General features: G+C 40.2%; 23 protein-coding genes, 2 tRNA genes and 2 pseudogenes. 12 read left to right on the top strand and 15 right to left on the bottom strand.

The genetic code is table 11. From position 1 onward, the window contains the following. Window positions 1–30 precede the first annotated feature (30 nt). The 4 genes from V7K38_RS13780 to V7K38_RS13765 all read right to left on the bottom strand — a co-directional run bounded on the left by V7K38_RS13780 (window position 31) and on the right by V7K38_RS13765 (window position 4,176). A complete protein-coding gene (locus V7K38_RS13780) occupies window positions 31–510 on the bottom strand; it encodes a plasmid segregation centromere-binding protein ParR (RefSeq protein WP_334858543.1) in 480 nt (159 codons plus the stop codon). A gap of 5 nt (window positions 511–515) precedes the next feature. Further along, window positions 516–1,691 (bottom strand): ParM/StbA family protein, encoded by a 1,176-nt coding sequence (locus V7K38_RS13775; RefSeq protein WP_334858541.1) that lies wholly within the window; start codon window positions 1,689–1,691, stop codon window positions 516–518. A 240-nt stretch (window positions 1,692–1,931) separates the two neighbouring features. Next, complete coding sequence (locus tag V7K38_RS13770) at window positions 1,932–2,555, bottom strand: DedA family protein (RefSeq protein WP_334858539.1); 624 nt, start codon at window positions 2,553–2,555, stop codon at window positions 1,932–1,934. 538 nt (window positions 2,556–3,093) lie between these two features. Next, window positions 3,094–4,176, bottom strand: a complete 1,083-nt coding sequence (locus V7K38_RS13765; protein WP_334858537.1) for a Gfo/Idh/MocA family oxidoreductase — start codon at window positions 4,174–4,176, stop codon at window positions 3,094–3,096. A gap of 337 nt (window positions 4,177–4,513) precedes the next feature. Here V7K38_RS13765 and queC point away from each other — a divergent pair, with 337 nt between their 5' ends. Next, window positions 4,514–5,191 carry a 7-cyano-7-deazaguanine synthase QueC gene (gene queC / locus V7K38_RS13760; protein WP_334858536.1) on the top strand — a complete coding sequence of 226 codons (678 nt, stop codon included), beginning with the start codon at window positions 4,514–4,516 and terminating at the stop codon, window positions 5,189–5,191. 195 nt (window positions 5,192–5,386) lie between these two features. Here the strand turns inward: queC and V7K38_RS13755 are convergent, their stop codons facing one another. Beyond that, window positions 5,387–6,781: a hemolysin family protein gene (locus V7K38_RS13755; RefSeq protein WP_334858534.1), complete on the bottom strand. Its 1,395-nt coding sequence runs from the start codon at window positions 6,779–6,781 to the stop codon at window positions 5,387–5,389. Between the two features lie 123 nt (window positions 6,782–6,904). Next, complete coding sequence (locus V7K38_RS13750) at window positions 6,905–7,606, bottom strand: hypothetical protein (protein WP_334858532.1); 702 nt, start codon at window positions 7,604–7,606, stop codon at window positions 6,905–6,907. 581 nt (window positions 7,607–8,187) lie between these two features. On the opposite strand from V7K38_RS13750, the gene V7K38_RS13745 reads away from it, so the two are divergent. After that, on the top strand, window positions 8,188–8,973 hold the full coding sequence (locus V7K38_RS13745; protein WP_334858530.1) for an FkbM family methyltransferase: 786 nt from the start codon (window positions 8,188–8,190) through the stop codon (window positions 8,971–8,973). Between the two features lie 321 nt (window positions 8,974–9,294). Beyond that, window positions 9,295–9,367: transfer RNA gene (locus V7K38_RS13740), tRNA-Ile, on the top strand. Between the two features lie 116 nt (window positions 9,368–9,483). Here V7K38_RS13740 and V7K38_RS13735 read toward each other — a convergent pair. Further along, window positions 9,484–9,921 (bottom strand): hypothetical protein, encoded by a 438-nt coding sequence (locus tag V7K38_RS13735; protein WP_334858528.1) that lies wholly within the window; start codon window positions 9,919–9,921, stop codon window positions 9,484–9,486. Window positions 9,922–10,027: 106 nt separating this feature from the next. On the opposite strand from V7K38_RS13735, the gene pyrE reads away from it, so the two are divergent. Beyond that, window positions 10,028–10,651, top strand: coding sequence for an orotate phosphoribosyltransferase (pyrE, locus tag V7K38_RS13730; RefSeq protein WP_334858526.1), 624 nt, complete (start codon window positions 10,028–10,030; stop codon window positions 10,649–10,651). A 167-nt stretch (window positions 10,652–10,818) separates the two neighbouring features. Here the strand turns inward: pyrE and V7K38_RS13725 are convergent, their stop codons facing one another. The 7 genes and pseudogenes from V7K38_RS13725 to V7K38_RS13695 form a co-directional block, all read right to left on the bottom strand. Next, entirely contained in the window at window positions 10,819–11,997 is a 1,179-nt protein-coding gene (locus tag V7K38_RS13725; RefSeq protein ID WP_334858524.1) for a cysteine desulfurase family protein, read from the bottom strand. A 9-nt stretch (window positions 11,998–12,006) separates the two neighbouring features. After that, window positions 12,007–13,752, bottom strand: a complete 1,746-nt coding sequence (locus V7K38_RS13720) for an ATP-binding protein (protein WP_334858522.1) — start codon at window positions 13,750–13,752, stop codon at window positions 12,007–12,009. Then, window positions 13,698–13,934, bottom strand: a complete 237-nt coding sequence (locus V7K38_RS13715) for a hypothetical protein (RefSeq protein WP_334858520.1) — start codon at window positions 13,932–13,934, stop codon at window positions 13,698–13,700. Before V7K38_RS13715 ends, V7K38_RS13720 begins: the two co-directional genes overlap by 55 nt. Beyond that, on the bottom strand, window positions 13,931–14,626 hold the full coding sequence (locus tag V7K38_RS29675) for a DEAD/DEAH box helicase (RefSeq protein ID WP_442940770.1): 696 nt from the start codon (window positions 14,624–14,626) through the stop codon (window positions 13,931–13,933). The genes V7K38_RS13715 and V7K38_RS29675 overlap by 4 nt, the downstream gene beginning before the upstream one ends. A gap of 75 nt (window positions 14,627–14,701) precedes the next feature. Further along, a pseudogene (locus V7K38_RS13705) lies at window positions 14,702–14,797 on the bottom strand (hypothetical protein); the annotation flags it as partial. A 73-nt stretch (window positions 14,798–14,870) separates the two neighbouring features. Next, window positions 14,871–15,005 (bottom strand): hypothetical protein, encoded by a 135-nt coding sequence (locus V7K38_RS13700; RefSeq protein WP_334858518.1) that lies wholly within the window; start codon window positions 15,003–15,005, stop codon window positions 14,871–14,873. A gap of 29 nt (window positions 15,006–15,034) precedes the next feature. After that, window positions 15,035–16,408, bottom strand: coding sequence for an HNH endonuclease domain-containing protein (locus V7K38_RS13695; protein WP_334858517.1), 1,374 nt, complete (start codon window positions 16,406–16,408; stop codon window positions 15,035–15,037). Between the two features lie 126 nt (window positions 16,409–16,534). Between V7K38_RS13695 and V7K38_RS13690 the strand changes: the two genes are divergently transcribed. Beyond that, a complete protein-coding gene (locus V7K38_RS13690) occupies window positions 16,535–16,732 on the top strand; it encodes a hypothetical protein (RefSeq protein WP_334858515.1) in 198 nt (65 codons plus the stop codon). A gap of 109 nt (window positions 16,733–16,841) precedes the next feature. Continuing rightward, window positions 16,842–17,729: a DUF4351 domain-containing protein gene (locus V7K38_RS13685; protein ID WP_334858513.1), complete on the top strand. Its 888-nt coding sequence runs from the start codon at window positions 16,842–16,844 to the stop codon at window positions 17,727–17,729. Between the two features lie 372 nt (window positions 17,730–18,101). On the opposite strand, the gene V7K38_RS13680 is transcribed toward V7K38_RS13685, so the two are convergent. Continuing rightward, window positions 18,102–18,173 (bottom strand) — tRNA-Thr (locus V7K38_RS13680). Here V7K38_RS13680 and V7K38_RS13675 point away from each other — a divergent pair. The 6 genes and pseudogenes from V7K38_RS13675 to V7K38_RS13650 all read left to right on the top strand — a co-directional run. Continuing rightward, the gene (locus tag V7K38_RS13675) at window positions 18,161–18,370 is read left to right on the top strand and encodes a hypothetical protein (protein WP_334858511.1); all 210 of its coding nucleotides are present in this window, start codon (window positions 18,161–18,163) and stop codon (window positions 18,368–18,370) included. The two genes, V7K38_RS13680 and V7K38_RS13675, sit on opposite strands and share 13 nt — an antisense overlap. A 53-nt stretch (window positions 18,371–18,423) precedes the next feature. After that, a complete protein-coding gene (gene argF / locus V7K38_RS13670) occupies window positions 18,424–19,344 on the top strand; it encodes an ornithine carbamoyltransferase (RefSeq protein WP_334858510.1) in 921 nt (306 codons plus the stop codon). A gap of 143 nt (window positions 19,345–19,487) precedes the next feature. Next, complete coding sequence (lexA, locus tag V7K38_RS13665; RefSeq protein WP_094353042.1) at window positions 19,488–20,093, top strand: transcriptional repressor LexA; 606 nt, start codon at window positions 19,488–19,490, stop codon at window positions 20,091–20,093. Window positions 20,094–20,171: 78 nt separating this feature from the next. Then, complete coding sequence (locus tag V7K38_RS13660; RefSeq protein ID WP_334858508.1) at window positions 20,172–21,650, top strand: DNA phosphorothioation system restriction enzyme; 1,479 nt, start codon at window positions 20,172–20,174, stop codon at window positions 21,648–21,650. 304 nt (window positions 21,651–21,954) lie between these two features. Beyond that, complete coding sequence (locus tag V7K38_RS13655) at window positions 21,955–22,128, top strand: hypothetical protein (protein WP_334858506.1); 174 nt, start codon at window positions 21,955–21,957, stop codon at window positions 22,126–22,128. After that, a pseudogene (locus V7K38_RS13650) lies at window positions 22,125–23,309 on the top strand (AAA family ATPase); the annotation flags it as partial. The gene V7K38_RS13655 and the pseudogene V7K38_RS13650, both read left to right, overlap by 4 nt. Between the last annotated feature and the right edge of the window lie 49 nt (window positions 23,310–23,358).

Below are 23,358 nucleotides of genomic sequence, written 5' to 3'. Positions count from 1 at the left end.
GCAAAAACTGCTCACAAACGCGATCGTTTCTTAAAAATCATCGAGAAACTGACTAAGGCGACTGATTACGGGGTCAACCTCTTGAGGAGGGGTAGCAACAGTATAAGAAGTATTATTTACTACTTCTAATTGACTTGGAGACGGAATGAACGAGCGATCGTTGACTATGATCGCCAGTTGTGCAACTTGTTGAGAAAGTTGCAGAAGATGGTGTTCCATCGCCTCCAAACGATTAGATCCCTTGGCAAAAAAACGTTCCTCAAGTCCAGCCACTTGACGTTGCAGTTCACCGATTTGTTGTTCAACCGGTGTTGTTGCTGCTGTTTGTGGAGCAGGTTGTACAGGTTCCGGTACACATAAAGATTGCCATAAGGCTTCTTTACAGAGGTCGCTGAAAGTCTTGTCTGGTTGTTTTTCCAAATAACTTTCTACTTGCGCTAACAAGCTTTCATCAGCAAGCTCTGGGTTGAACGTGACGGATTTAACTACCTTTTTTGACCATTGGAACATCAGCTTTATGCCCTAGCAGCGCGATTGGAGGATAATTGTGCCTCTCCATAAATATACTGCCCCAAAGCATTAGCCTGTCGTGAAGGTGCTGCTAAATGAGCATTAATCTTTGCTTCTTTCAGAAGACGTTGAACGTCGTCCCAGAAGAACTCACCACCACCGCCAGTCAGAATTACATCGGTGACGCGTTCTGGCAACCAGGCTAGCACACGGCTACAGATTTCGCGCGAAAACATCTCCGTGAGGTTGGGAAGAAAATCATCTAGGTTGGTGGGCTTACTAGCACCTTTAGGACGGTAATAACGTTCACCTCTAGGTTTGTTCACAGCAGAAATCAGCGCGAGAGATTGACTATCTGCTCCCTCGATTTCGGCAGACACCAATTCATAAAACTTATTCATCCCGAAGTCTTCGCTCTTAGAAGCACCTCTGGCAAAACGGAAGTTATCTACCATCAAAAGATCGACGGTTTGATGTCCAATATCGACGATCGCCACCGATATTTTTGTAAAATCGGGACTGCCAGGACTTTTCTTCGGTTGAGCTTCAGACCACAATAGACTGCCGTAGCCTTCTGGCATTACCCATACCTTACTGACGTTCAACGATATAGATTCGCCTCGGAAGTTCAACACATGAGGGCCACCTACTTGGCTAATCAACTGTGCTTTTTCCTTTTCAAATTGCTCTAAGGAAAGAAAAGGCAGACCTAGTACAACTGAGATATCGTCTCTGAGTTTGAAGTAGCCAGCACTTGCTAACACTTTTACTAGTGCAGCCTCTACCTTAGATTGTCCGACTCCTAGATTCGCCCCAAAATCTGCTGCTAGTTGACCAACAGCATATCCATTTCCTTGATACTCCAGCCACAAATCCATTAAGGGGTCAGTCGCTCTGGCTTCAAAAACACCACCGCGGACTTGTTCTATCGACATCTGCTTGACGTTAGCAGGTACGAACACCACACTGCCTGGTTCACGACTCACACAAGTTTTTGTGGAAGTTCTACCTAAATCAACACTGAGAATGGTTTTCCCGGAACCACCGCCTGGGTTGATACTACCGGAAGGAGGATTATTCTTAACAGTAGTATTAATGGGAGTCGTCGATGCTAACGGCTGCCTATTCATGGGTATAGCAGCACTATTCATAGGGTTAGCGGCGGAAGGTTGGTCTGTCATGAAAGCTCCTAGTTCAAACTTAACTGTAAAAAGTTGTCATGCTCATCTTACAAAAATGCGAGCAACCAGAAATTCTAGGTTGCGTCAAGTGTAGCTAGAAATACGCCAAAAATTAATTCCAGTCATATCTCCGATAAGCTCATGCCTTCGCACATCTAGTATTATTTGGCATAGTGTAGGCGAATTTTGGCCAGATGTAACCCCTGCTTTTACTGCTTTCAAACCAAAAGCGTCCGTGTTTCATCTTCTAGTACGTCTTAACTGGCGCTTGAATACCCAAAAAACAAATGCTAGAACCAAACCCCCAAGTACGATTTTAGATACAGGAGCAAGGTACTTGTCCACAAGTTCATACTGACTACCCAAGGCGTATCCAGAGTATGTTAGCAAACCCACCCAAGCCGCGCTACCTACTGTTGTGTAAAACAGAAATGGTAGCAAGGGCATATTGCTGATCCCTGCGGGAACAGAAATCAAGGTGCGGATTCCCGGCACAAGGCGACCAATTAATACTGCTTTTCTACCTTGCCGATCAAACCATTCTTTGGACTTGGTGATATCTTTACTGGATATAGCCAGCCATTTACCATACTTGTCAGCCCAAGCTTTCAAACGGGTTTCGCCCAAAAACTTACCCGGATAATACCAAATAAGTGCGCCCAATACAGAACCTAAAAGTCCTGCAAAAAACACTCCAAAGATATTCAGCTTTGCCCCTCCCGGTTGATATGGACTTGCTGTAAATCCAGCTAGGGGCATAATCAATTCTGAAGGAATGGGGGGAAAGAGGTTCTCTAGGAACATTAGTATGGCGATTCCCCAATGGCCAAAATAGTTAATAGTATTAGTTATCCATTCAAGCATTGAGTCAATTCCTGAAATTACTGTACTAGTCTTATTAGTAAAATTCAGCTTTAGCTTTTTTAAAAGGTAATTATCCCAGCTTGTTAAAGTCCAAGCAACTTGACTGCACTAAAAGTTGAGATCGTAGCTGAAAAATAGAGTAAGACGAGTGGAAGCTAGGGGTCTGTTTCATTAATTTCGAGGATTAGAAAAGTTCGTAAGGCAAAAGGCAGGAGATAGAAACTCTTCATATCTGATTTTGAGTCCTGCGTTTTGTATCTCATTTACTTGCAAGTTGCTGCAAGTACCTCTAAGTCTTGAAATTGAGTGATAAATCGCTCACTACGAACCTGACAAAATTCATGAAACAAACCACTAAGTTTTATTTTCTAATTTTTTAGATCCCCCTTAGTCAGTTTTCTAAAAAGACTAAGGGGGATCTAAAGACTTGATGGCAAATTTAAAAACATCCTCTAGGGTTTTCTTATGAGGTTGCAGCTATGGAGGAGAGAAGGGTGCAAATTTTACTTTGTCCCCCTTATCCCCCTCATCCCTTCTTCTAGGCTGTCGGGGTCAATGATTGTACTCTTGGTTCCGATTGCCAGTCTAATGGATTCCAAACTCGATCTTCCAGCGCCATCTGCTCAATTAAACTTGCCAGTCTTAGCGCTTTAAGAGCTTGTTCACCACCTACTGAGGGTTGATTGCCACCGTGTACGCAGTTGACAAAATGCTCTAATTCTGCACTCAGGGGTTGAATATTGCTGGTGTAGACTTTTTCAATCACACCATCTTGCCTATAAAGTACTTGTCGGTGGTCGGTGAGAGAATTGGCAGTGGTTTGTCGGTGAATCAAAATTTCATTCTTGAGAAAATCTGCCTCAGTAAATGAATTTTTGCAATGGGCGACAATCCGGCGAATTTTGCGGTGGGTAACTTTACTGGCGGTCAGAGTAGCAACAATACCATTGGCAAACCCCAAGGTGGCGGTTACATAATCTAAATAACCAGAGTCTAAAGAGCGAGTCCCGCTAGCAGTCAATTTTGTGACTGGGGAAGCAGCTAGTTCTAAAAGTAGGTCGATGTCATGGATCATTAAATCCAGCACGACTGAAACATCGTTTGCCCGATCTGAGTAAGGACTCATTCTGTGGGCTTCTAGCGCCAGCAATTCTTCTGTTTTCAGAACTTGGCTTAGTTCTTTAAAAGCTGGGTTGAAACGCTCAATATGACCTACTTGCAGGATACATCCAGACTCAGCTGCGGCATTTACTAAAGACTCTGCCTCAGAAATACTGGCTGCGATCGGTTTTTCAATCAAAACATGAATTCCCGCTAACAGACAGTTAATACCCACGGCATAGTGCAGACGGGTGGGAACAGCTATACACACTGCTTCCACAAGGGGTAGCAGGTCACAGTAATCTTCAAAAAAACGCACCTTGTAATTGCTGGCAGTTTCTAATCCTCGCTCGACGTTAATATCTGCTACTCCGACCAGTTCAACATCTTTCATTGAACTCAGCACGCGAGCGTGGTGTTGTCCCATGTTACCCACTCCAATCACGCCTATGCGGATCGGTCGTGGCTGGTTGCGCTGTGTGTATGGATTCGATTCTGCCACTGACATGCTATCTTGCACTATTATTCTCTCCTCAACCACCAAATATAGAGACGCTACGGCCGTTGGCGTTTATACTCGAAAGCCAGTTACGATCCGTCTAAAACCATCCAGATGGTAACATAGAGCCTATGTTTATGAAGAATTTCAAAGTTTGCGATCGGTTCCCGTAATCTAAATATCTTTTGTATAGATAGTTCGGGTTTGCTTTGTCTTTGATACTTCCTACAAAAATATATGTCTTTTGATGAACTTTAAAACATTCAGTAAGACTTAAGTGTATTTTTCCTTGGCATTGCCTTCTGGCATCTTGTTGAGGTGTGATTTGGTGATTTGAAATCTAAAATTTGCAACTGAGATGAAAGCTGTAATTCTGTTATCTGGGGGATTGGACTCTTCCACAATTCTGTATAAAGCTAAGGCTGATGGCTGTGAATGTCATGCTATTTCCTTTGATTACCAGCAACGACACCGAAGAGAGTTACAGTCAGCCCTCACGATCGCTCAAAAAGCTGCGATCGCAAAACATCAGGTAGTTAATTTTGATTTACGGCAATGGGGTGGTTCTGCACTTACCGATGACGCGATTGATCTACCCCAGGAGCGATCGCTGGATGAAATGTCTCAAGATATTCCTGTCACTTATGTTCCGGCTCGTAATACCATCTTTTTAAGTTTTGCTCTTGGTTACGCCGAAGCGATCGCCGCAGAGCGTGTCTATATCGGTGTCAACGCCTTAGATTACTCAGGATATCCTGACTGTCGCCCCGACTATATTCAGGCAATGCAGGAAGTTTTTCGCCTGGGAACCAAACAAGGGCGTGAGGGACAACCAATTAAGATTGTTGCACCCCTAATCAATTTGAAAAAAACCGAAATTATCCAACTGGGGAATCAATTGGGAGTTCCTTGGGAGCTAACTTGGTCTTGCTATGCAGGTGGTGATGTCGCCTGCGGTGTATGTGATTCTTGTCGCTTGCGGTTGGCAGCTTTTGCCGAATTGGGACTCGTTGATCCGGTGACGTATGCTTCTTAAGTGAGGAGTCAGCAGTGAGGAGTTAAGAGTTAGGAGTTTGAAGTTAAGAGTTAAAATTCATAACCTTTTTCACATTTAAGTTTCATAATTAAGGCGGGTAAGATGCCTACCCCACAAGAGTTTGATTTAATTCAATTATTTAACTTAGATGTTTTTCGGCTTAACTCCTAACTCCTCACTCCTCACTCCTCACTCCTAACTTTCAACTCCTAACTCTTCTAACCGTCGCAGTTGAATTTGATGCAGGCGTGGCCCAACAATTGATACGACAGTGAATTCGAGATTTTCATAACAGAAAGTTTCGCCTTTGACAGGAATTTTCTGTAACTGATACAGCAAAAAACCCCCTAGTGTCTGGTATTCTCTGGTCAGGGGTAAATCGAGATGCAAAACCTCATTGAGGTTTTCGAGGTTGATCTGTGCCTGCACCAGAAATTTCTGCTCATCTAACATCTGAATCAGTAAATCGTCACTGCTTTCAGGTTCGTTAGCGTCGCCGATGATTTCCGCAATGACATCTTTTATAGTCACCAGTCCCACAGTCCCGCCGAATTCATTTACTACCATGACCATAGCGGGCTTCTCTTGCTGCATCATGGGTAAAAGTTCACTCAAGGGCGTGTGTTCGGGAACAAACCGGGCGGGACGCATCCAAGGTTGAATCTGTGTGTCTAAACTGAGCTTTCCTACAGCTAAGGGTTGTGCCAAATCTTTAAAATAAACAATGCCCCGAACATCGTCCAAAGATTCATCAATCACGGGGTAGCGTGAGTAACCAGTAGCAGCCATTTCCCTGAGTAATGCTTGGAAGGTAGCATCTTTTGGCAGCGTGATAATACTAGTGCGGGGGATCATCACATCTTGGGCCATGACATTCCCAAACTCAAAGACATTATTGAGCAGTTCTCGTTCCGCACGCTGTAAACCAGTAGATCCCCATTCTGTAGAGATAATCAGTTGCAATTCTTCAGGAGTCACAGGCGGCCGCCAGCCTTGTCCTGTGTATTGGATACCAAAAATCCGCAATAAAAAACGAGTTGATTGGTTGAGAATCCAGATGAAGGGGCCAAAAAAACGCACGATCGCTTTTACCGAAGGCCCCAAAAACCGAGCTAGCTGTTCTGAGTACAGCATGGCTAAGGATTTGGGACATAATTCTCCGATCACAATTTGCAAATAGGCAATTAAGAAAAAGGCAATGGGAATTGATAGAGAATGGGCCAAAAAGTTAGTCATCCCACTGGGTAAAGGCCAGGATCTTAACCAGCCATTTACGAGTACAACAATCGTACTTTCTCCAATCCATCCCAGTGCCAAACTAGAAAGGGTAATGCCTAACTGGGTGGTAGATAGCAGTCGGTCAATACTACGTTGTAGCATTTCGACTGCGATCGCTGGAATATCCCCGGCCTTAACTAGCTGGTGAATACGCGATCGCCGCACGCTCACCATCGAAAATTCTGCCGTCACAAAAAAGGCATTGATGGCAATCAGTAATAGCACTGACAACAACCGCAGCGCCACGTCCGTCCAAATTAAGTTAGGAAAACCAATCACCGCCAAAGCTCGTGTAAAACTCACGCCCTCCATTTAGGGGGATTGGGGAATGGGTAATGGGTAATAGTAAAAAAATAACAGATAGTCACCAATTCCCAATTCCCAATTCCCAATTCCCAATTCTCCATGCCCCATGCCCCATGCCCAATTCCCAATCTATCTTTCTACAGGAATATCCGATGCCTCTAACTTCAGTTTTTGAGCGGGATAATCAGTAAGAGCAAGTGATATTTTCTTAACATTATCAAGCAAAGCTGTGGGAATGCTCACTGTACCTGAAAATGCTGGCCCATTTACAGGCAATTCTGTTGGTAAACCTTCTGTACTAGCGCTCAGGGTTCGTCCTTTATCATCGGTAACATCTAAAAAGCTATACAGGAAGCGTACAGAATCCTTACCTTTGTTCTGCATTTTCACTTTCAGTAGCAAATCACCACCAGAGTAGCGGGCAGATTGCACAGTCATGGTTACACCCTCACTTTGGGCAGTAACTGGAAAACCTGGTAGGGGTTTTTCTTCAACCACTTCTGGAGGTTTCTCCTCTGGCTTCTGCTTGCTGCTATTGGTTTCTTCGTCATCTTCCTCTAGCTTTTCCGATTTAGCAGCCTTGGTCTTACCATCAATTCGCGCCTTGACAACTTTCAGAATCTCTTCCTCTTTTAATAGCACTAGCCCTCCCTGTTGAGAGCTATTAGCCTTATTACTGGCAAATTTGGTTGTGGGCCGCCCATCTGGTGCGGTAACGCCTTTAAGTGCTGAACTCCCGAGTTCAAACCCCAATAAGGCGCTCACAGAACCCGCTCCCATCATCAGGATTAACAAAATCAAAGTAAGAAGTACAGTAGAATTTATTTTCATTGCTGATAAGCTATCACATAAAAATGCTGGTCTATTTAAGAATAATGAAGCTTTTGACTTCAGTCCTTAAACGAAATTAATCAATATTAGTTTGCCCTATTTCATAATTAAATTATGTATTATAAAAATTTGGTAAGCTATATGGCTTACCCACTTTACAAAATAATAATCCTGTCTATCAAGGTCTTTACGTTGTTTCAGCCTTTTGCAAATCACTCTTTATAGGTTGCGATCGCCACGTATGTATACAGTACTACCTGTCTTCGACGGGTTGTGCCACAACTTCGCTTTAAGGGGATTTATATACGTTTTAGCTATCTTCATTTGTGTGAACCACTCCACTACAGGAATATCATCTGTCTTATTAGCTCCTTTTCTCCTTTCAAAATAAACGAATAGACAGTGTGAGTTACGAAGAAACTAAATAGCTGGTAAATAAGCTGCTAGGCAGAAAGGTTGACTTTTGATGTAATTCAATATATAATTCGCCCCGGTTTTAACTGTAAAATAAAAATTAAATTATACTATACACAGATATTTTAAAATATAAAAAATAGATATTTGTGACAACATAAAAAATTATGAAACTTATCGCTATAGGTATTCTTCGTTCCTTTATAGGTTTAGAAAACATACCTTATCTAAAACTTCTTATAGCAAAATTATTTTTATCCCAAACAGCCCGTAAAGCAGCTAACTATGACTATTTGACAGGAAAAGTTATCAAAAAAGCCTTACATTCTTCCTCGATTTGTGTAGATATAGGCTGTCATCACGGGATCATACTAGGCACAATGCTGAACTATTGTAGCCAAGGTAGGTTTTTTGCATTTGAGCCATTACCTATTTCCTATAAGTATTTAGTTAAACAATTTGATTTGCCAAATATTGAAATATATAACATGGCATTAAGTGACACAAAAGGGACTGCAAAGTTTAACTATGTCGTAGATTCTCCTGCTTACAGCGGTTTACAAAAGAGTCAGTATCTTAGATCAGACAAGAAGATAGTTGAAATAAGTGTAGAAACCGATCTCTTAGATAATATATTAGATGGTAAATTAGATAGTAATCAAAAGGTATCATTGATAAAAATAGATGTTGAAGGAGCAGAACTGCAAGTTTTAGTTGGCGCAAAAAATATTATTAAAACAGACAAGCCTATTATAATATTTGAGTTTGCTTCAGTAGCGGCAGACTACTGTGCAACTAAACCTGATGATATTTATAACTTACTTTGTTTGGAATGTGGACTTAAAATTTCTTTACTGGATTCATGGTTGAATGGTGAAAAGCCTTTAAATAAAGAGGAGTTTAAAGAGCAATATTACGAAAGTATTAACTATTATTTTATCGCTTATCCCTAATCTAAAATGGGTCTATCGCCCTAACTCATGCTTTGGAGATATCTAATGTAAATGCGATCGCTCCAAACTTATGCCAAAATTCTCTCTTTTAAGTTGCTCGCTGCCGTGCAGATGCGAGTTTTGCTTTTTGAGCCGACAAATATTTCTAATTCATCGATTTTTCGATTTTTTTTTATTTAATTTCTAGCTGATTCCCATCTGAGTATTCATAGGCGAAAGATTCGTGGTATGATTATGTAATTGTCTAGGATACATTAGCTAATAAAGTTGAACTAAAAGTTTAAATAATTAACTTTTAGTAACGAAAACCCAACAAAACAAGCGCCTTTGGCCGATTGGGGAGGCAGCGAACTCATAATTCGCCTTCAGGCTGGTTCGATTCCAGCAGGGCGCACTGAAGATGAAATAAATAGTAATAAAGGGCATGGGGCATAGGCGCTTATACTGAGCGTTGCTGAGTTGTTGGTTAGTAATTATTATCCCTTGCTCGCCACTCCCCGCTCCCTAATCTTACCTAGATGGTAAGGTTTCAAACCTGAATTCAGTTCCGACTTTGAGTTTATTGCTATTCAAACGAGGAGACATGATCACCGATGTGTTATAAGGATTTGGTAAATCAGGGGTGCGAATATAAGGATCGTTGCCAACTTGCTGAGTCAGGGCATCATGATATAAAGTGTTAACCAACTCAGCATCATGGGCAACTTCATTTTCTGGGAAGGAACCACCGAAACCGGAACCAGATCCTAGAAATACATCTATCTGACGCTTAAGGCTACTGCTATTTTCGTAGAAATTGCGATCGTGACGAAAAAAAGCTCGTTCAAATACATCACTGATAGTTTCAGCTTTGGGGGTTTCAGTTTGGGCAGATGCTACTGAGGGGAAAGCTATACCAGCAGCTAGCAGCACCAATAAACCACGAAAGGTTTTAAATGTTATACGCACGTTTCTGACTCCTCAATTTTCGTTTTGGGCGAATCTTAATTTATGCTTAAGTTCAGAACTCTTATGAGTTCAACCTTTGGTGTAGCACAACTTTTAATGTTTTGTAATGACGTATCCTACTGAAACTCTTACCCACTCAGATATTTGGTCAACCACTGCTGATTTGACCACCTTACGCCACAAGCTACTAGATTTATTTTGTCAACTTGCTTATCAAGAGGGTGATTTTGTTCTCGCTTCTGGGCTACGTAGCTCTTATTATGTCAATAAAATGCAGGTAACACTCCATCCCCAAGGTGCTTTAGCTGTTGGACGATTGCTGTTTCCTTTACTACCCGTAGATACTCAGGCTGTAGCAGGTTTAACGATGGGGGCTGACCCAATGGTGACAGCAGTGAGTATAGTTTCTGTTTATGAAAATCGACCGATACCAGCGTTGATTATTCGCAAGGAAGCCAAGGGTTATGGAACGAAAGCTTATATAGAAGGCCCTAGTTTACCAGAGGGTGCCAAAGTAGTAGTTTTGGAAGATGTGGTAACAACTGGACAATCTGCTCTGAAAGCGGTTGAGCGCCTTAAAGATGCAGGTTATACTGTAAATCAAGTAATTTCACTGATAGACCGAGAGCAAGGTGGAAGTGAGTTGTACCAGTCATCTGGGTTGAAGTTTGAAACTTTGTTTTCGATTCAGGAAGTTCAAGAACGCTACCGAAAACTTGCGAAATCATAAGTATCGCTTGCCGAATTACAGCAGTTTTCTTTTGCATGAAGTACAAAGTTAGGGGTTTGGAAGCAGGAGTTAGAAACTATTTATATCTGATTTTAATTCCTGCATTTTGTACCTCAGTTACTGGAAACTGCTGTATTTTAAAATTTGATATATTGTGTAATTTAAATTTAGAGAAGTTGATGAATTTCATTTACTGCATTGACAATCAGAGAAGATGCTTTTTCGATTTCTTCTTTGGTTGTAAATTTTCCAATACCAATTCTCAAGGCTCCCTCAATTATATTTTCTGCAAGATTCATAGTTTGTAGAACGTGAGATGGCGCGACAATACCTGATGAACAAGCCGCACCTGTAGAAATAGCTAATTGATGGCGAACTCTAGCAATAATGGCACTATTAGGAATGTCAGGGATAGAAATATGTAAGTTACCTGATAAACGGTTTTTTAAGTCTCCATTCACCAGTAAATTAGAAATTTGAGCTTGCAGCAAGTTTTGCAGTTGATCTCGCAAAAGTCCGTAGGTGCAGCCCGCCGCAGGCATCCCATTTTCATCTACTCCCATCTCCAACTGTCTCAATCTGCAAGCTTCGCCCAAGCCAGCGATTCCGGGGACATTGAGTGTACCCGATCTCAGTCCCTGTTGATGTCCACCACCATAGATAAGGGGTTGGAGATGATAACCTTTTCTCACTACTAATGCACCAACTCCTTGAGGTGCATACAGTTTATGTCCAGAAATTGCTAGATAGGTAATCCCCCAGTCTTGAAAGTTGATAGGAATTTTGCCGACTGCTTGGGAAGCATCACATAAAAAAGGGATATTATATTTTTGTGCGATCGCACCAATTTTTTGTACTGGGTAAATTGTCCCTACTTCATTATTAGCAGCCATCACACAGAGTAAGGAAGCCCCGCCAGAGCAGACTTTTTCTAGATGTTCTAAATCAATTTGGGCTTGTTGATTGACATTTAACCAAATTATTTCCGCAAGTCCTTTTTTGGCTAATGCTTTGCAGGTATCTAAAACTGCTTTGTGTTCAACTGGTGAAACAATTATTTTGGCGGGAGTATTTTGTTGATTAATATGTCCCTGAATTGCTAAATTAATACTTTCTGTTGCACCAGATGTAAAAATAATTTCTTTGCCAGAAGCATTGATTAATTCTGCTATGTGTTGACCGGCTTGTTTAACTGCTTTTGCTGCTTCGTCTCCAGAACTATGATCTACACTATTAGCATTACCAAAAGCAGTAGTCATATAGTACATGACTTTCTCTGCTACTCTGGGGTCAACGGGAGTAGTTGAATGGTAATCAAGGTAAATTATTTTTTCTTGTGTAGTCATTTTCTTTGATTACTCATTCTCTAAGAATCTTCTGGCAACTCTCCCCCAATCAATGCGAGTATCTTGAGCATTTTCTTTGCGTTTACCATCTGGTTGTTCATCCTCATATCTTGCCCATGCCATTAAAAGTAGCTTCAATCCATCTAAGGAGTTGATCAACCGAGAACGTAAAGTATCTATGTCGGCTTTATCTACATCCTCCTCTAAGATTTCTACTAAATTTTGATAAGCCGGATGATTGGTATTCAAAGTAACAATAATTGCTCCTCCTCTGGGTTTAACGGAGAAGAAAGCAGAAGTATCAAGAGGGGCTTCAATAAAGGTATATTTTAAGCCATCATCTACTGTTGTAGCTGCTAATAATTCGGCTTTGCTTTCTGTAACTCCTTCTTCTTTTAAAGTTTCTTTAATGACTTGTTTTCGTTCTTCTTTGGGTAATAGTTCATCTACATCACTTTGACCTTTGTAACCCTGGGATTTACGTTCTTGGGTGACTGTAGTGGCTACTTTCTCAGTTTTATAAGGGTCATGACGTTTTTCAGGTGTGGTACGAGTGCCTTTTGTTTGTGCCTTGATTAAAGCAGGGATAATACTTAATTGACTATTTATTTTATGAGCTATATCTAAAAGAGGACTTTTGGGATCTCCGTCTTCTTTGAGTTCTTCTTTGAGTTGGGTAATTGTTTTACCTGCCTCTAATAAAGATTGAATATTGACTTGTAAAAGTTCACTAAAATTCCGGGCTGATTGTTTATTATTAGTGACACCAAAAATATCATCAAGAGAGGGTGGAAATTCTACTTCTACACCCCACCAACGTTCTGTAGGCTCATAACCATTGACTACTCCCGTATCTAGTTCTAGTTCTCTACCTGCACGAACAATAGAAACTCCAATGTTTTTCTTTGCGTGTTGTCCATGAGGTGTACTTCCTGGATTATTCACTCCTTCTATTATACGTGCTTCTTCTTTAGCATAAGAAAAGCGAACTTTGACTTCATATTCCTGTTCACGAAAATCAATAGTAAAAATAGCTTCATAAGATGTATCACCCTGCCAAGGTTGGAACATTGCGTGATTATCAAATGGTGGATCACAGGAGGTTTTTTCGATTAGATAACCAGGGTCGTTAGGTAAAGCATATTTTTCTAAAATCAGGTCATATAAGGCATCTAAGTCAAACGCCACCATGCGGATTTTAATTTCGCCACTATTAATAAATTTGCGATACATTCTGCCAATTACAAATTCAGAGTTATCAATAATCGCTTTTCCGGTTCGCCAAATACAACGGTCGATTTTTGACCAGACTACTAATGTGCCATTTTCACCAAATTTTTGACCGATGTTTCTCCAAATCATCGGAATTGGTTGAACGTTAGGTTCGGGTACTTCGGTTAGTCGCCGATTTTTGATTTCATCTAAATCAAGGTAAGTATGAAGTATATTTTCTAGACCATTTTGCCATGACCACACATCTACACGTTGACATTGGGAAATAGAGGACGAGGGTAAACCCATGCCAAAACGTCCAATTCCGGTATGTTTATCTTCATCTAAATATGTACCATTTCCAAATTGCAGTGCTAGACGTAAAACATTAGCATCCATACCTCGACCATTATCTAATACTGCGATTTGTTCAATACGCGATCGCTTCCTCCCCTCTACTTGTTGTTTACGTTCCCCACACAGTAACTCTACCTGGGATGCACCGGCTTGAATGGCATTACAGCGCTTCCGGCTATTATGCAATACAGTTTTCCTCTTGCCCCTCTTCTATCATAGCTTTCAGCTTTGAGAATGTACCTCATAGCTGCCGTAAGTGCTGTATCCATTAATTCAGCGATCGCATAAGCGGCATTTTTATAACCGTTATCGCGCATTGCTTGCACTGCCAGGTGAGTCGGCACGATATCATGGGCGTTAGCATTCATGGGTTTTTCCTCCAAACGTCTTCCCAATTGTGAAAAGCTGATGCTACTGAACCAAAACCGGGGAGTTGGCTATCTACAACCGTGACAATTTCGGCGATCGCATTACCCCCAGCTTTGAGTCCGCGAATGGCGCGTCCTACCATTTGGCTGTAGAGGACAAGGGATTTGGTGGGACGGGCGATAACGGCGGCGCTGGTTTTGGGTGCATCGAATCCAGTGGTTAAAACGCCGTAGTTGCATAAAATCTTGGTTTGGGGCTGTTCGTCTTTAAAGCTTTGAATCAGCCGTTCTCTCTCTGATTTGGGGGTATCGCCTGTAACAGCATCAGTATTAAATCCTCTGAAACGCAATATTGAAGCGAGGAGTCGGGCGTGTTCAACGGAGGTATTAAAAATGATAATCCGTTGATGATGTTGGGCTAGTGCTTCTAGTTCTAGGATGATGCGGAGGTTGCGTTGTTCGTCTGCTGCTAACCGATTGAGGATATATTGGGGGATGTCTAACTCTGTATTAATCCGATTCAGGTCTTGGGGAGTTAGTTCAATACCAGTTTCATAAAATAATGAGCGATAGTTAACTTTAGCGAGGTATTGTTGATCGACGAGATAATCAATGGGGTTGTCGTAACCTGGGATTTCTAAAGTAACTTTCTGTTGGGCGAAGAATTTTGCTAGTTGTGCATCGGTGTTAATATCAGCCCAAGTCCGTCCGGGTGTAGCGGTTAAACCTAATAAGGCGGTTTTTTCATAGGGGATGACTAAAGCATCTAAGACGAGTTTATAGGTTTCGGCAACTGCTTGATGGGCTTCATCGATAATGACCAATGAACAACGCACACCCAGTTGATTAATAAAGCGAATACTCTTTTTGGCGGCGTGATAGACTTTCGCTAATCCTGCTACGACTAAGCCATCTTGCGCTTGTGCTAAGTTTAACTCATGGTTGCCCCAGAAGCGGTAAGTGGTGGTGGTGCGATGGCGTAACCGCCCAGCGTAGCTGTTCGCCTAAACTGTCCCAGGCTTTTTGAAATTCTGTAACTGCTTGTTCGCAAAGTTCTTCACTATATGCCAACCAAATTACTAAAGTAGGTTCATTGTTTCTTAGACATAAATCCAATTAGGAGTAAAACCTTGCAAAGTTGCTAAAGAAATTAAAGGTTTTATAGTTTTTGTATAAGCATTAATGAGGATTTCTAAATTTAATAATTCGTCTGGTTGATCAACTTTCAACTCTGCAACAAAAGTCTCAATATCATTTGACCATTTTATTTGAGAAACAATTTGCTTATAAATCGTTAAACCTAAATGTTGTAATGTTACAAAATCAAGAAAATATTCTTCTGATGGTAAACTATTAGATTTAGAAGAATTAACAGATTTTGTTGTTGGAATCAAATTCCATAATTGATCATGAGCTACAAAAGACCAAGGCAAATAATGATCTAAGGAAATTTCATTCTTATTTAATTTAACTTTTGAATAAATACATTCAATATCTCGATATTCTAAAATAGTTTTCCAATATTTATTTTGATTTGCCAAAGAATCTCTTTCTTGTGGCATAAATAATTTGTTAACCACATTAGGAGTGCTGGGGTTTCTCTGCTGCATATAATTCAACCATTCCCAAGAAGCCCACCCCCTAACTATTGTGTAGTTTTCCTCTAAATATTGAATCCAATCGGGATGTAAAATAATGGCGTTACAATTTTTCTGATCTTCAGCGTTAAAGTAATATAAGGGCTTTTTAGTATCAAATTGATTGTTGGCCAAACTAATAATAGTAGGGTTAACATCATAATCTTTTAATCCTCTCGTTTCTTGAGAAAAGAAAGGACGAATTAAACGATAAGATACATAGCGATTAATAGAGTTTACAGTGTCATCAATATTTTGATTATGAATAGTTGCACGTAAAAGTTTTTTATCTGTATCTCTAAATTTTAAAATCGGTTCTGTAATTTCTAATTTCAGAGTATCTAACTTATCAGCGATTTTGTCTTGTCTACCAAAAGAAAGTTTAAAGTATTTATGAGGATACCAAGCATTAGCAAACATCTCAACGATAATCTCTTGAAAGCTAATAGGTGATAAAGTATCAAAACTTCTTCTTTTGATAATGTCTAATAATGATAAAAAATACAGGTATTTATAAGAGTTAGTTGTATCATTAAAAATTTGTGTTAAGACTGTAACATTAACGTTATCTGATAGCGGTAAATCTTGAGTAATAAGTGGATTTTTAAAAAATGTTAACTCTCCTAAATATGCTTGGATGAAATCATTTGCAGCTGATTTATTAATTTTATTTAATGCTTTAACAATATCTGCAACAGTTTCAGATGTAGGATCAATTTTTTCGTGATACCAACGAAAGACAATCGGACGCTCAACACCTAAACCTGTCGCTAGTTGGCTTTGGCTGATGTTGTACGATTCTAAAACCTGTCTGAGTGCTTGTCCTGCTTTTCCCATAGTTTCCATTATGACAGGACAAGGAGTAGACTTTGTTAACTTTTATGATAACCTAGCTTCTGTATTTTTGTTATCATATATGACAACGATTGTCATAGAAAACATTGAATAATATGCAGATAGACAATGGCTGACAACAGCGATCGAGTTCAGGTAAGTAGAGAAAAGATAAAACACCTGCTAGTCGGTAGTCCTAATGTAGTTAAGGGGACTATCCAACTCTTGCATACTACAGGTTATGCAGAAGTAGGCTTTTGGTCTAAACCTGTAAAAGCAGGTAATTTAGGTGAATCAGGCGATGTAGTGAGCGTATTAATTAGATAGCAAGTCTAGGAAATAAAAGGTGTAGGGAGTTGGCGCGATGGCTACGCCCAAGGCATCGCGCATTGCACCAACTCTTGATAATTTAAATAACTAGAGGACTCTTAATTGAATGACGCGCTTTATACATGACAAATTTGCCAAAGACTATCTAGAAGAATTACTAAAAGATTACGGAGAAGTCAAGGCATCAGAAAAAGTTTCAGGAGAGATTAAAGAAATAGATGTTTTATTCACTCCTGACAAACAGCAAAACTCTAATTTACAAATACTGGGTTTACTAGGAAGATTTGCTGAACATCCTGCACTCATAGAACCATTCCGCAATCCCGCTTCTACCGATGAAATATGCGACTGTATTCTCAAATTATTAGAAGTCAAAGCTGTTTTACGACGAGAAGCTAAAGCTAAGAAAACCAAACTTCAGGACTCAGAAATTCCCAAATTGTGGGTTCTGACTCCAACGGTATCTGAAACTAGATTATCTAGCTTTGGAACTATGCAAAAAGAAGGTTGGTTATCAGGAGTACATTTTCTCCCAGATGCTTTGCGGACAGTAATTGTAGCGATACATCAACTACCCCAAATACCAGAAACTTTATGGTTGAGGCTTTTGGGTAGGGGAAGCGTGCAGTCAAAAGCGATTATTGAATTGCAAGCGTTACCATTAAATCATCCATACCAGAAAGCAACCCTCGAATTAGTTTACAACTTGCGCGAAAACTTGAGAGTAAATCAACAATTAGAAGCAGATGATAGGGAGTTAATTATGCGATTAGAACCACTTTATCAAAGAGATAGGGAACAAGCCAAACAAGAGGGAAGGCAGGAAGGAGAACAATATTTAATTACACGTCTGCTCAATCGCCGTGTTGGGGAAATTAATGAATCATTAATCGAGCGAATTCAAGGATTATCAATTGAACAATTAGAAAATCTAGGAGAAGCATTGCTAGACTTTTCTACTATTGCTGATTTAGAAATTTGGTTAAACCAATAATAAGGATAAAAAGTGTAAGGAATTGGTGCGATCGTGCCAATTCCTTATTCATAACACCAAAAAGTTTTCAGTAATAGAATAAACATTTAGCCGAAGTTTTTCCCTATTATTTCATCAGATTGCTTTTCTTCAATTTTAGTAACCGTCTCTGGCAAATCAACATTTTCAATGTATATGTATAAAAATCAAGTTAATCTTACATAAAAAGTTTAAGTTGTGTTATCTGAACTTGAAGATATTCTGAAGGATGCCCGTTTAATTTGTCCTTTCTTTTCGTTCCATAAGTTTTAAGACATGATGCACTTGCAGTAGATTGCCAATTAGCTTAATTACTGTACACAATTGACAACTCAAATTCTTATGTATACTCCAAGCCAGCAGCGGGATTTGAACTCGCGACCTTCCGATTACAAGTCGGATGCACTACCACTGTGCTATGCTGGCAAATTTTGTGTTTACTTTTAATTAGCAACCACAATTTCTTATTGTACCATAATCGGTTTATTTGTCTAGGTGCGATCGCTAAAATATTTCCTTCTGACTACATTGGGCTAGGAAATCCGCAAGTTTGGCAAAAGCTAACTCAAATCCTAGACTGGACGCAAAAATATTTGTACGGTTCTAAAACTGTATTCTCTTAGCACGGCTGAATTAAGGGACAGAAATATATAATTATTTTTTACAGTTTATAAGCATGGCAGCATTGCTCGGACGAGATTTATTAAGTCTAGCGGACATCAGTCCTACAGAAGTTCAAGAACTTCTGGAATTGGCAACTCAACTTAAATCGCAACAGCTGAAGTTGCAGTGTAATAAAGTTTTGGGGTTGTTGTTCTCCAAAGCTTCAACTCGCACGCGGGTAAGTTTTACGGTGGCGATGTACCAACTGGGTGGACAGGTAATCGATCTTAACCCTAATGTCACTCAAGTTAGTCGCGGGGAACCTTTACAGGATACAGCGCGGGTATTAGATCGATATCTGGATATTTTGGCAATTCGCACTTTTGCCCAGCAGGATTTAGAAACTTTTGCTCATTATGCCAAGATTCCGGTCATTAATGCGCTGACTGATGCAGAACATCCTTGTCAGGTATTAGCTGATTTATTGACGATTCAAGAAAGCTTTAATAGCGTTGCTGGGCTAACTTTGACCTACGTGGGTGATGGGAATAATATGGCTAATTCTCTGATGTTGGGTTGTGCTTTGGTGGGGATGAATGTTAAAATTGCAACCCCTAGCGGATATGAGCCAGATTCTAAAATTGTAGAACAAGCAAGAGCGATCGCTAATAACAAAACGGAAGTCCTCGTAACTCACGATCCAGAATTAGCCGCTAAGGGTTCTGCTGTACTTTACACTGATGTTTGGGCGAGTATGGGGCAAGAGGCAGAAGCAGATAATCGGATGCCAATTTTCCAGCCTTACCAAATTTCGGAACAGCTATTAAGCCTTGCTGACCCAGAGGCAATTGTTTTACACTGCTTACCAGCCCATCGCGGTGAAGAAATTACTGAGGCAGTTATTGAAGGTTCCCAATCAAGAGTTTGGGAACAGGCAGAAAATCGCCTCCACGCGCAGAAAGCTTTGCTTGCGAGTATTTTAGGGGCAGAGTAGAAAGTCAAAAATCAAAAGTTAAAGGCAAAAGAAAATAAAATAATCTTACTTTTGCCTTTCATATTTTTACTTTTCTCTTGTTATGGGGAGTTTTTTGTAGTACTAATGTTCTAGAGACATTAATAATCACTTCCCACAAATTTATGGAACGTCTAACGGAAGCTCAACAAGAACTTTACGAATGGTTGGCAGAATATATCAGAACGCACCAGCATTCGCCTTCTATTCGGCAAATGATGCAAGCGATGAACCTGAAGTCACCAGCACCAATTCAAAGTCGTTTAGAACATTTACGCACTAAGGGATATATAGAATGGACTGAAGGACAAGCGCGAACGATTCGGATTTTGCGTCCTGTGAAGCAAGGTATACCAATTTTGGGGACGATCGCGGCTGGTGGTTTAATAGAACCGTTTACTGATGCTGTAGATCATTTAGACTTTTCTAATTTCGATTTACCTCCCCAGACTTACGCTTTACGCGTAGCTGGCGATAGCATGATTGAAGATTTAATTACTGATGGCGATGTAGTATTTCTGCGTCCAGTAGCAGAACCAAATCATTTGAAAAATGGCACGATCGTCGCCGCCAGAGTAGATGGATTTGGTACAACATTAAAACGTTTTTATCGCCAAGGCGATCGCGTTACTCTCAAACCAGCAAATCCTAAGTACAATCCCATTGAAGTCAGTGCTATGCAAGTACAGGTGCAAGGTTCACTCATTGGTGTTTGGCGTGGTTACAACTGATTAATGGAGAGTGGGGAGTGGGGATTGGGAAAGATAAGTACCAATAACCAATGACTAATGACTAATGACTAAATGAATATGTACCTGACGAAAAATTCAGTGCAGCAACTGCCCACTTTCCGGTTGAAATTACCATTTACAAGGGAAAGTAAGGGCAGTTATCACACGCAACTATTACCAGGATGCCCAAAAATGCCTCCGTCTCTGCAATTGCGGCAATATCAGCGCCAAGCGATCGCTAGCTGGTTTACCAACAATGGCAGAGGGACGCTGAAAATGGCTACTGGTAGTGGTAAAACTATTACTGCATTAGCGATCGCTTGTGAATTATATCAGCAGATTAATTTACAAGTTCTGGTGGTGGTGTGTCCCTACCGCCATCTCGTTACCCAATGGGCGCGAGAATGTGAAAAGTTTAATTTGCAACCAATTTTAGCTTTCGAGAATTTACGCACTTGGCAAAGTCAACTTTCTGGGCAAATTTATAATCTGCGTTCTGGTTCTCAACGGTTTATGACTGTGATTACTACGAACTCCACTTTAATTGGAGATGGGTTTCAGTCTCAACTCAAATATTTTCCCGCTAAAACTTTAATTATTGGGGATGAAGCGCATAATTTGGGCGCACCCAAGTTAGAAGAAAGTTTACCGCGTAGTGTGGGGTTGAGACTAGCTTTATCTGCCACACCGGAGAGATATTTTGATGATTTTGGCACGCAATCTTTATTTGATTATTTTGGCCCAGTTCTCCAACCAGAGTTTACTTTAAGGGATGCGATCGCTCAAGGGGCTTTGGTACATTATCTGTATTATCCGGTGTTGGTGGAGTTAACTGAAGCCGAAAGTATTGCCTATTTAAGGTTAACTAAAAGAATTGGGCGATCGCTATTATATAGAGAACGAGGAAATGGAGAATCAGGAAACTTTGAAGACAATGAAGATTTAAAACCTTTATTGATGCAAAGAGCCAGATTAATTGGTGCGGCGGAAAATAAATTAACCGCCTTGCATGAATTAATGGCAACTCGCCGTGAAACGAGCCACACTCTTTTTTATTGCAGTGATGGTTCACAGGATGCGGGACAACGTTCATCTCTACGCCAACTTAAAGCTGTTGCTAAAATTCTGGGAGTGGATTTGGGGTATAAGGTAAGTACCTATACGGCTCAAACAACTTTACAAGAAAGGGAAATATTACGCCATCAATTTGAAAGTGGAGAGTTACAAGGTTTAGTCGCAATTCGTTGTTTAGATGAAGGTGTCGATATTCCGGCAATTCAAACTGCGGTGATTTTATCAAGTTCTGGTAATCCCCGCCAATTTATCCAGCGACGGGGGCGAGTTTTACGTCCTCATCCGGGTAAAGAACGCGCGACAATATTCGACATGATTGTCTTGCCACCAGATTTAGATAGAGAAACTATCGAAGTTGAGCGTAATTTGTTGAAAAAGGAATTACGGCGCTTTGTAGAGTTTGCTGATTTGGCTGATAACGCAGGTGTTGCAAGAATGAAGTTACTTGATTTACAAAAGCGATATGGTTTATTAGATATTTGATGATGAACCAGAAAATAGTTGTATTTTTTTATAAAATTTTTCGAGTTTTGAAAAAAGAAGCATTAAGTATGAAATAATAAAAGTATGGATTTAATAATAATGGGATGTAAGCCGCTTTAAAAATTTTATTTACATCCCATTATAATCTAGATTACTTAATATAATAACAGAAAAGAATTAAAGAATAAAGTGCTTTTTCAAAGAAAATTAGGATTTTAAAGATAACGCTAATAGTGGGTTTAAGGAGGCTATTCTAGCACTAGAGAAAGTTAAAATGTAGAAAAACTATATTTTAAAATCCGATATGTCACAAGAGGCGAATATTGATGATGTTCAAGAGCCAATTACCACCGCACCGCCAGAAGTACGGCAAATTATTGAGCGGGTATGGAAGCTGGAAAAAGGCAGACTAGATAAAAAGATTAACAGCCATATAAATGATAATATTTTGGACATTATTAAGGAAGAGGTGCGATGAAGCTGACTTCAATCAAGCTCTGCAACTTTCGCTCCTTTTATGGTATGACACCAGAGATGAGCATCGCTGGGGGGGATGCTCAGAACACGACAATTATTCATGGGAATAATGGCTCTGGAAAAACTAGCTTGCTGAATGCCTTTACGTGGGTATTGTATGATAAATTTAGTGCAGCGTTCGCATCGATAGAGCAGTTGGTGAATAAACGTGCGATCGCAGAAACCCAAAAAGGTCAAGCTGTAGAATGTTGGGTAGAGATTGGCTGGGAACATGAAGGTAAACGCTATCGAGTTAAACGCGCCTGTCGGGGATATAAAAATGAAGGTGATTTTGACGCTGGTAAAACTCAATTAACCATGTGGGTTGGTGCGGATGATGGCAAATGGAATATTCCAATTCAGCAACCAGACGATATAATTAATCAAATTTTACCCGCAACCTTACATCAATATTTTTTCTTCGACGGCGAACGAATTGAAGAAATTGTTCGTTCTGATAAAAAAGCTGAAATTGCTGAAGCTACAAAAATCTTCTTGGGTGTGGAAGTAATCAACCGTTCCATCAGACATTTGGGAGATGCTAAAAAAACTCTAGAAAATGATTTGAAAGCGATTGGTGATTCTGAAACTAAACAGTTATTACGACAGCAAGAAAAAATAGAACGCGAACGCGAACGCATTACCAAACGGCAAACTGAAATTAAAGAAGAGTTAGAATATCAACAAACTTTTAAAAAAGAGACAAGTAACCGTTTGCGAGAATTGAGTGCTGCTAAGGAATTGCAAGAAAGATGGCAGGATTTAGAATCACAGAAGACGGCGAATCAAGAAGAATATAAAAAAACGAAGGAAGCGCTGAAAAAAGTTATTTCTGCGCGGGGTTATACCGTTTTGCTCTCAGAAACTACATCCCAGTTTCGAGGAATTATCAATGATTTGAAGCAGCGCGGTGAATTAACATCAGGAATTTCGCGGGAATTTGTGAATGATTTACTCAATTCTCAACGCTGTATTTGTGGCGCAGAATTACACGAGGGTAATCACTCTCATACTCATGTGAGTACCTGGTTAAATAGAGCAGGTTCTTCGGCGGTAGAAGAAACTGCAATTCGCATGAGCGCTCAAGTAGATGAAATTGATATAGCGGTTATTAGTCTAGTGCAGTACAATAGAAAAGAGCAATTTTACTGATAACTGGTGGCAATGAAAGCCTACTCTCTCGACTTGCGTC

The organism is Nostoc sp., assembly GCF_036917465.1.
In the GTDB taxonomy this organism is placed as follows: Bacteria; Cyanobacteriota; Cyanobacteriia; order Cyanobacteriales; family Nostocaceae; genus Nostoc.
The sequence above is the reverse complement of the archived record's forward strand: the minus strand, read 5'-3'. Positions and strand labels throughout refer to the sequence as shown.

Bases quoted from the DNA above. Each gene is read 5' to 3' on its own strand.
- pyrE (WP_334858526.1), top strand. From the start codon at position 10,028: ATGACGTATCCTACTGAAACTCTTACCCACTCAGATATTTGGTCAACC.
- V7K38_RS13725 (WP_334858524.1), bottom strand. From the start codon at position 11,997: ATGACTACACAAGAAAAAATAATTTACCTTGATTACCATTCAACTACT.
- V7K38_RS13660 (WP_334858508.1), top strand. From the start codon at position 20,172: ATGTACCTGACGAAAAATTCAGTGCAGCAACTGCCCACTTTCCGGTTG.
- V7K38_RS13775 (WP_334858541.1), bottom strand. From the start codon at position 1,691: ATGACAGACCAACCTTCCGCCGCTAACCCTATGAATAGTGCTGCTATA.
- V7K38_RS13745 (WP_334858530.1), top strand. From the start codon at position 8,188: ATGAAACTTATCGCTATAGGTATTCTTCGTTCCTTTATAGGTTTAGAA.
- V7K38_RS13715 (WP_334858520.1), bottom strand. From the start codon at position 13,934: ATGAATGCTAACGCCCATGATATCGTGCCGACTCACCTGGCAGTGCAA.
- V7K38_RS13780 (WP_334858543.1), bottom strand. From the start codon at position 510: ATGTTCCAATGGTCAAAAAAGGTAGTTAAATCCGTCACGTTCAACCCA.
- V7K38_RS13755 (WP_334858534.1), bottom strand. From the start codon at position 6,781: ATGGAGGGCGTGAGTTTTACACGAGCTTTGGCGGTGATTGGTTTTCCT.
- V7K38_RS13655 (WP_334858506.1), top strand. From the start codon at position 21,955: ATGTCACAAGAGGCGAATATTGATGATGTTCAAGAGCCAATTACCACC.
- lexA (WP_094353042.1), top strand. From the start codon at position 19,488: ATGGAACGTCTAACGGAAGCTCAACAAGAACTTTACGAATGGTTGGCA.
- V7K38_RS13695 (WP_334858517.1), bottom strand. From the start codon at position 16,408: ATGGGAAAAGCAGGACAAGCACTCAGACAGGTTTTAGAATCGTACAAC.
- V7K38_RS13685 (WP_334858513.1), top strand. From the start codon at position 16,842: ATGACGCGCTTTATACATGACAAATTTGCCAAAGACTATCTAGAAGAA.
- V7K38_RS13770 (WP_334858539.1), bottom strand. From the start codon at position 2,555: ATGCTTGAATGGATAACTAATACTATTAACTATTTTGGCCATTGGGGA.
- argF (WP_334858510.1), top strand. From the start codon at position 18,424: ATGGCAGCATTGCTCGGACGAGATTTATTAAGTCTAGCGGACATCAGT.
- queC (WP_334858536.1), top strand. From the start codon at position 4,514: ATGAAAGCTGTAATTCTGTTATCTGGGGGATTGGACTCTTCCACAATT.
- V7K38_RS13690 (WP_334858515.1), top strand. From the start codon at position 16,535: ATGGCTGACAACAGCGATCGAGTTCAGGTAAGTAGAGAAAAGATAAAA.
- V7K38_RS13750 (WP_334858532.1), bottom strand. From the start codon at position 7,606: ATGAAAATAAATTCTACTGTACTTCTTACTTTGATTTTGTTAATCCTG.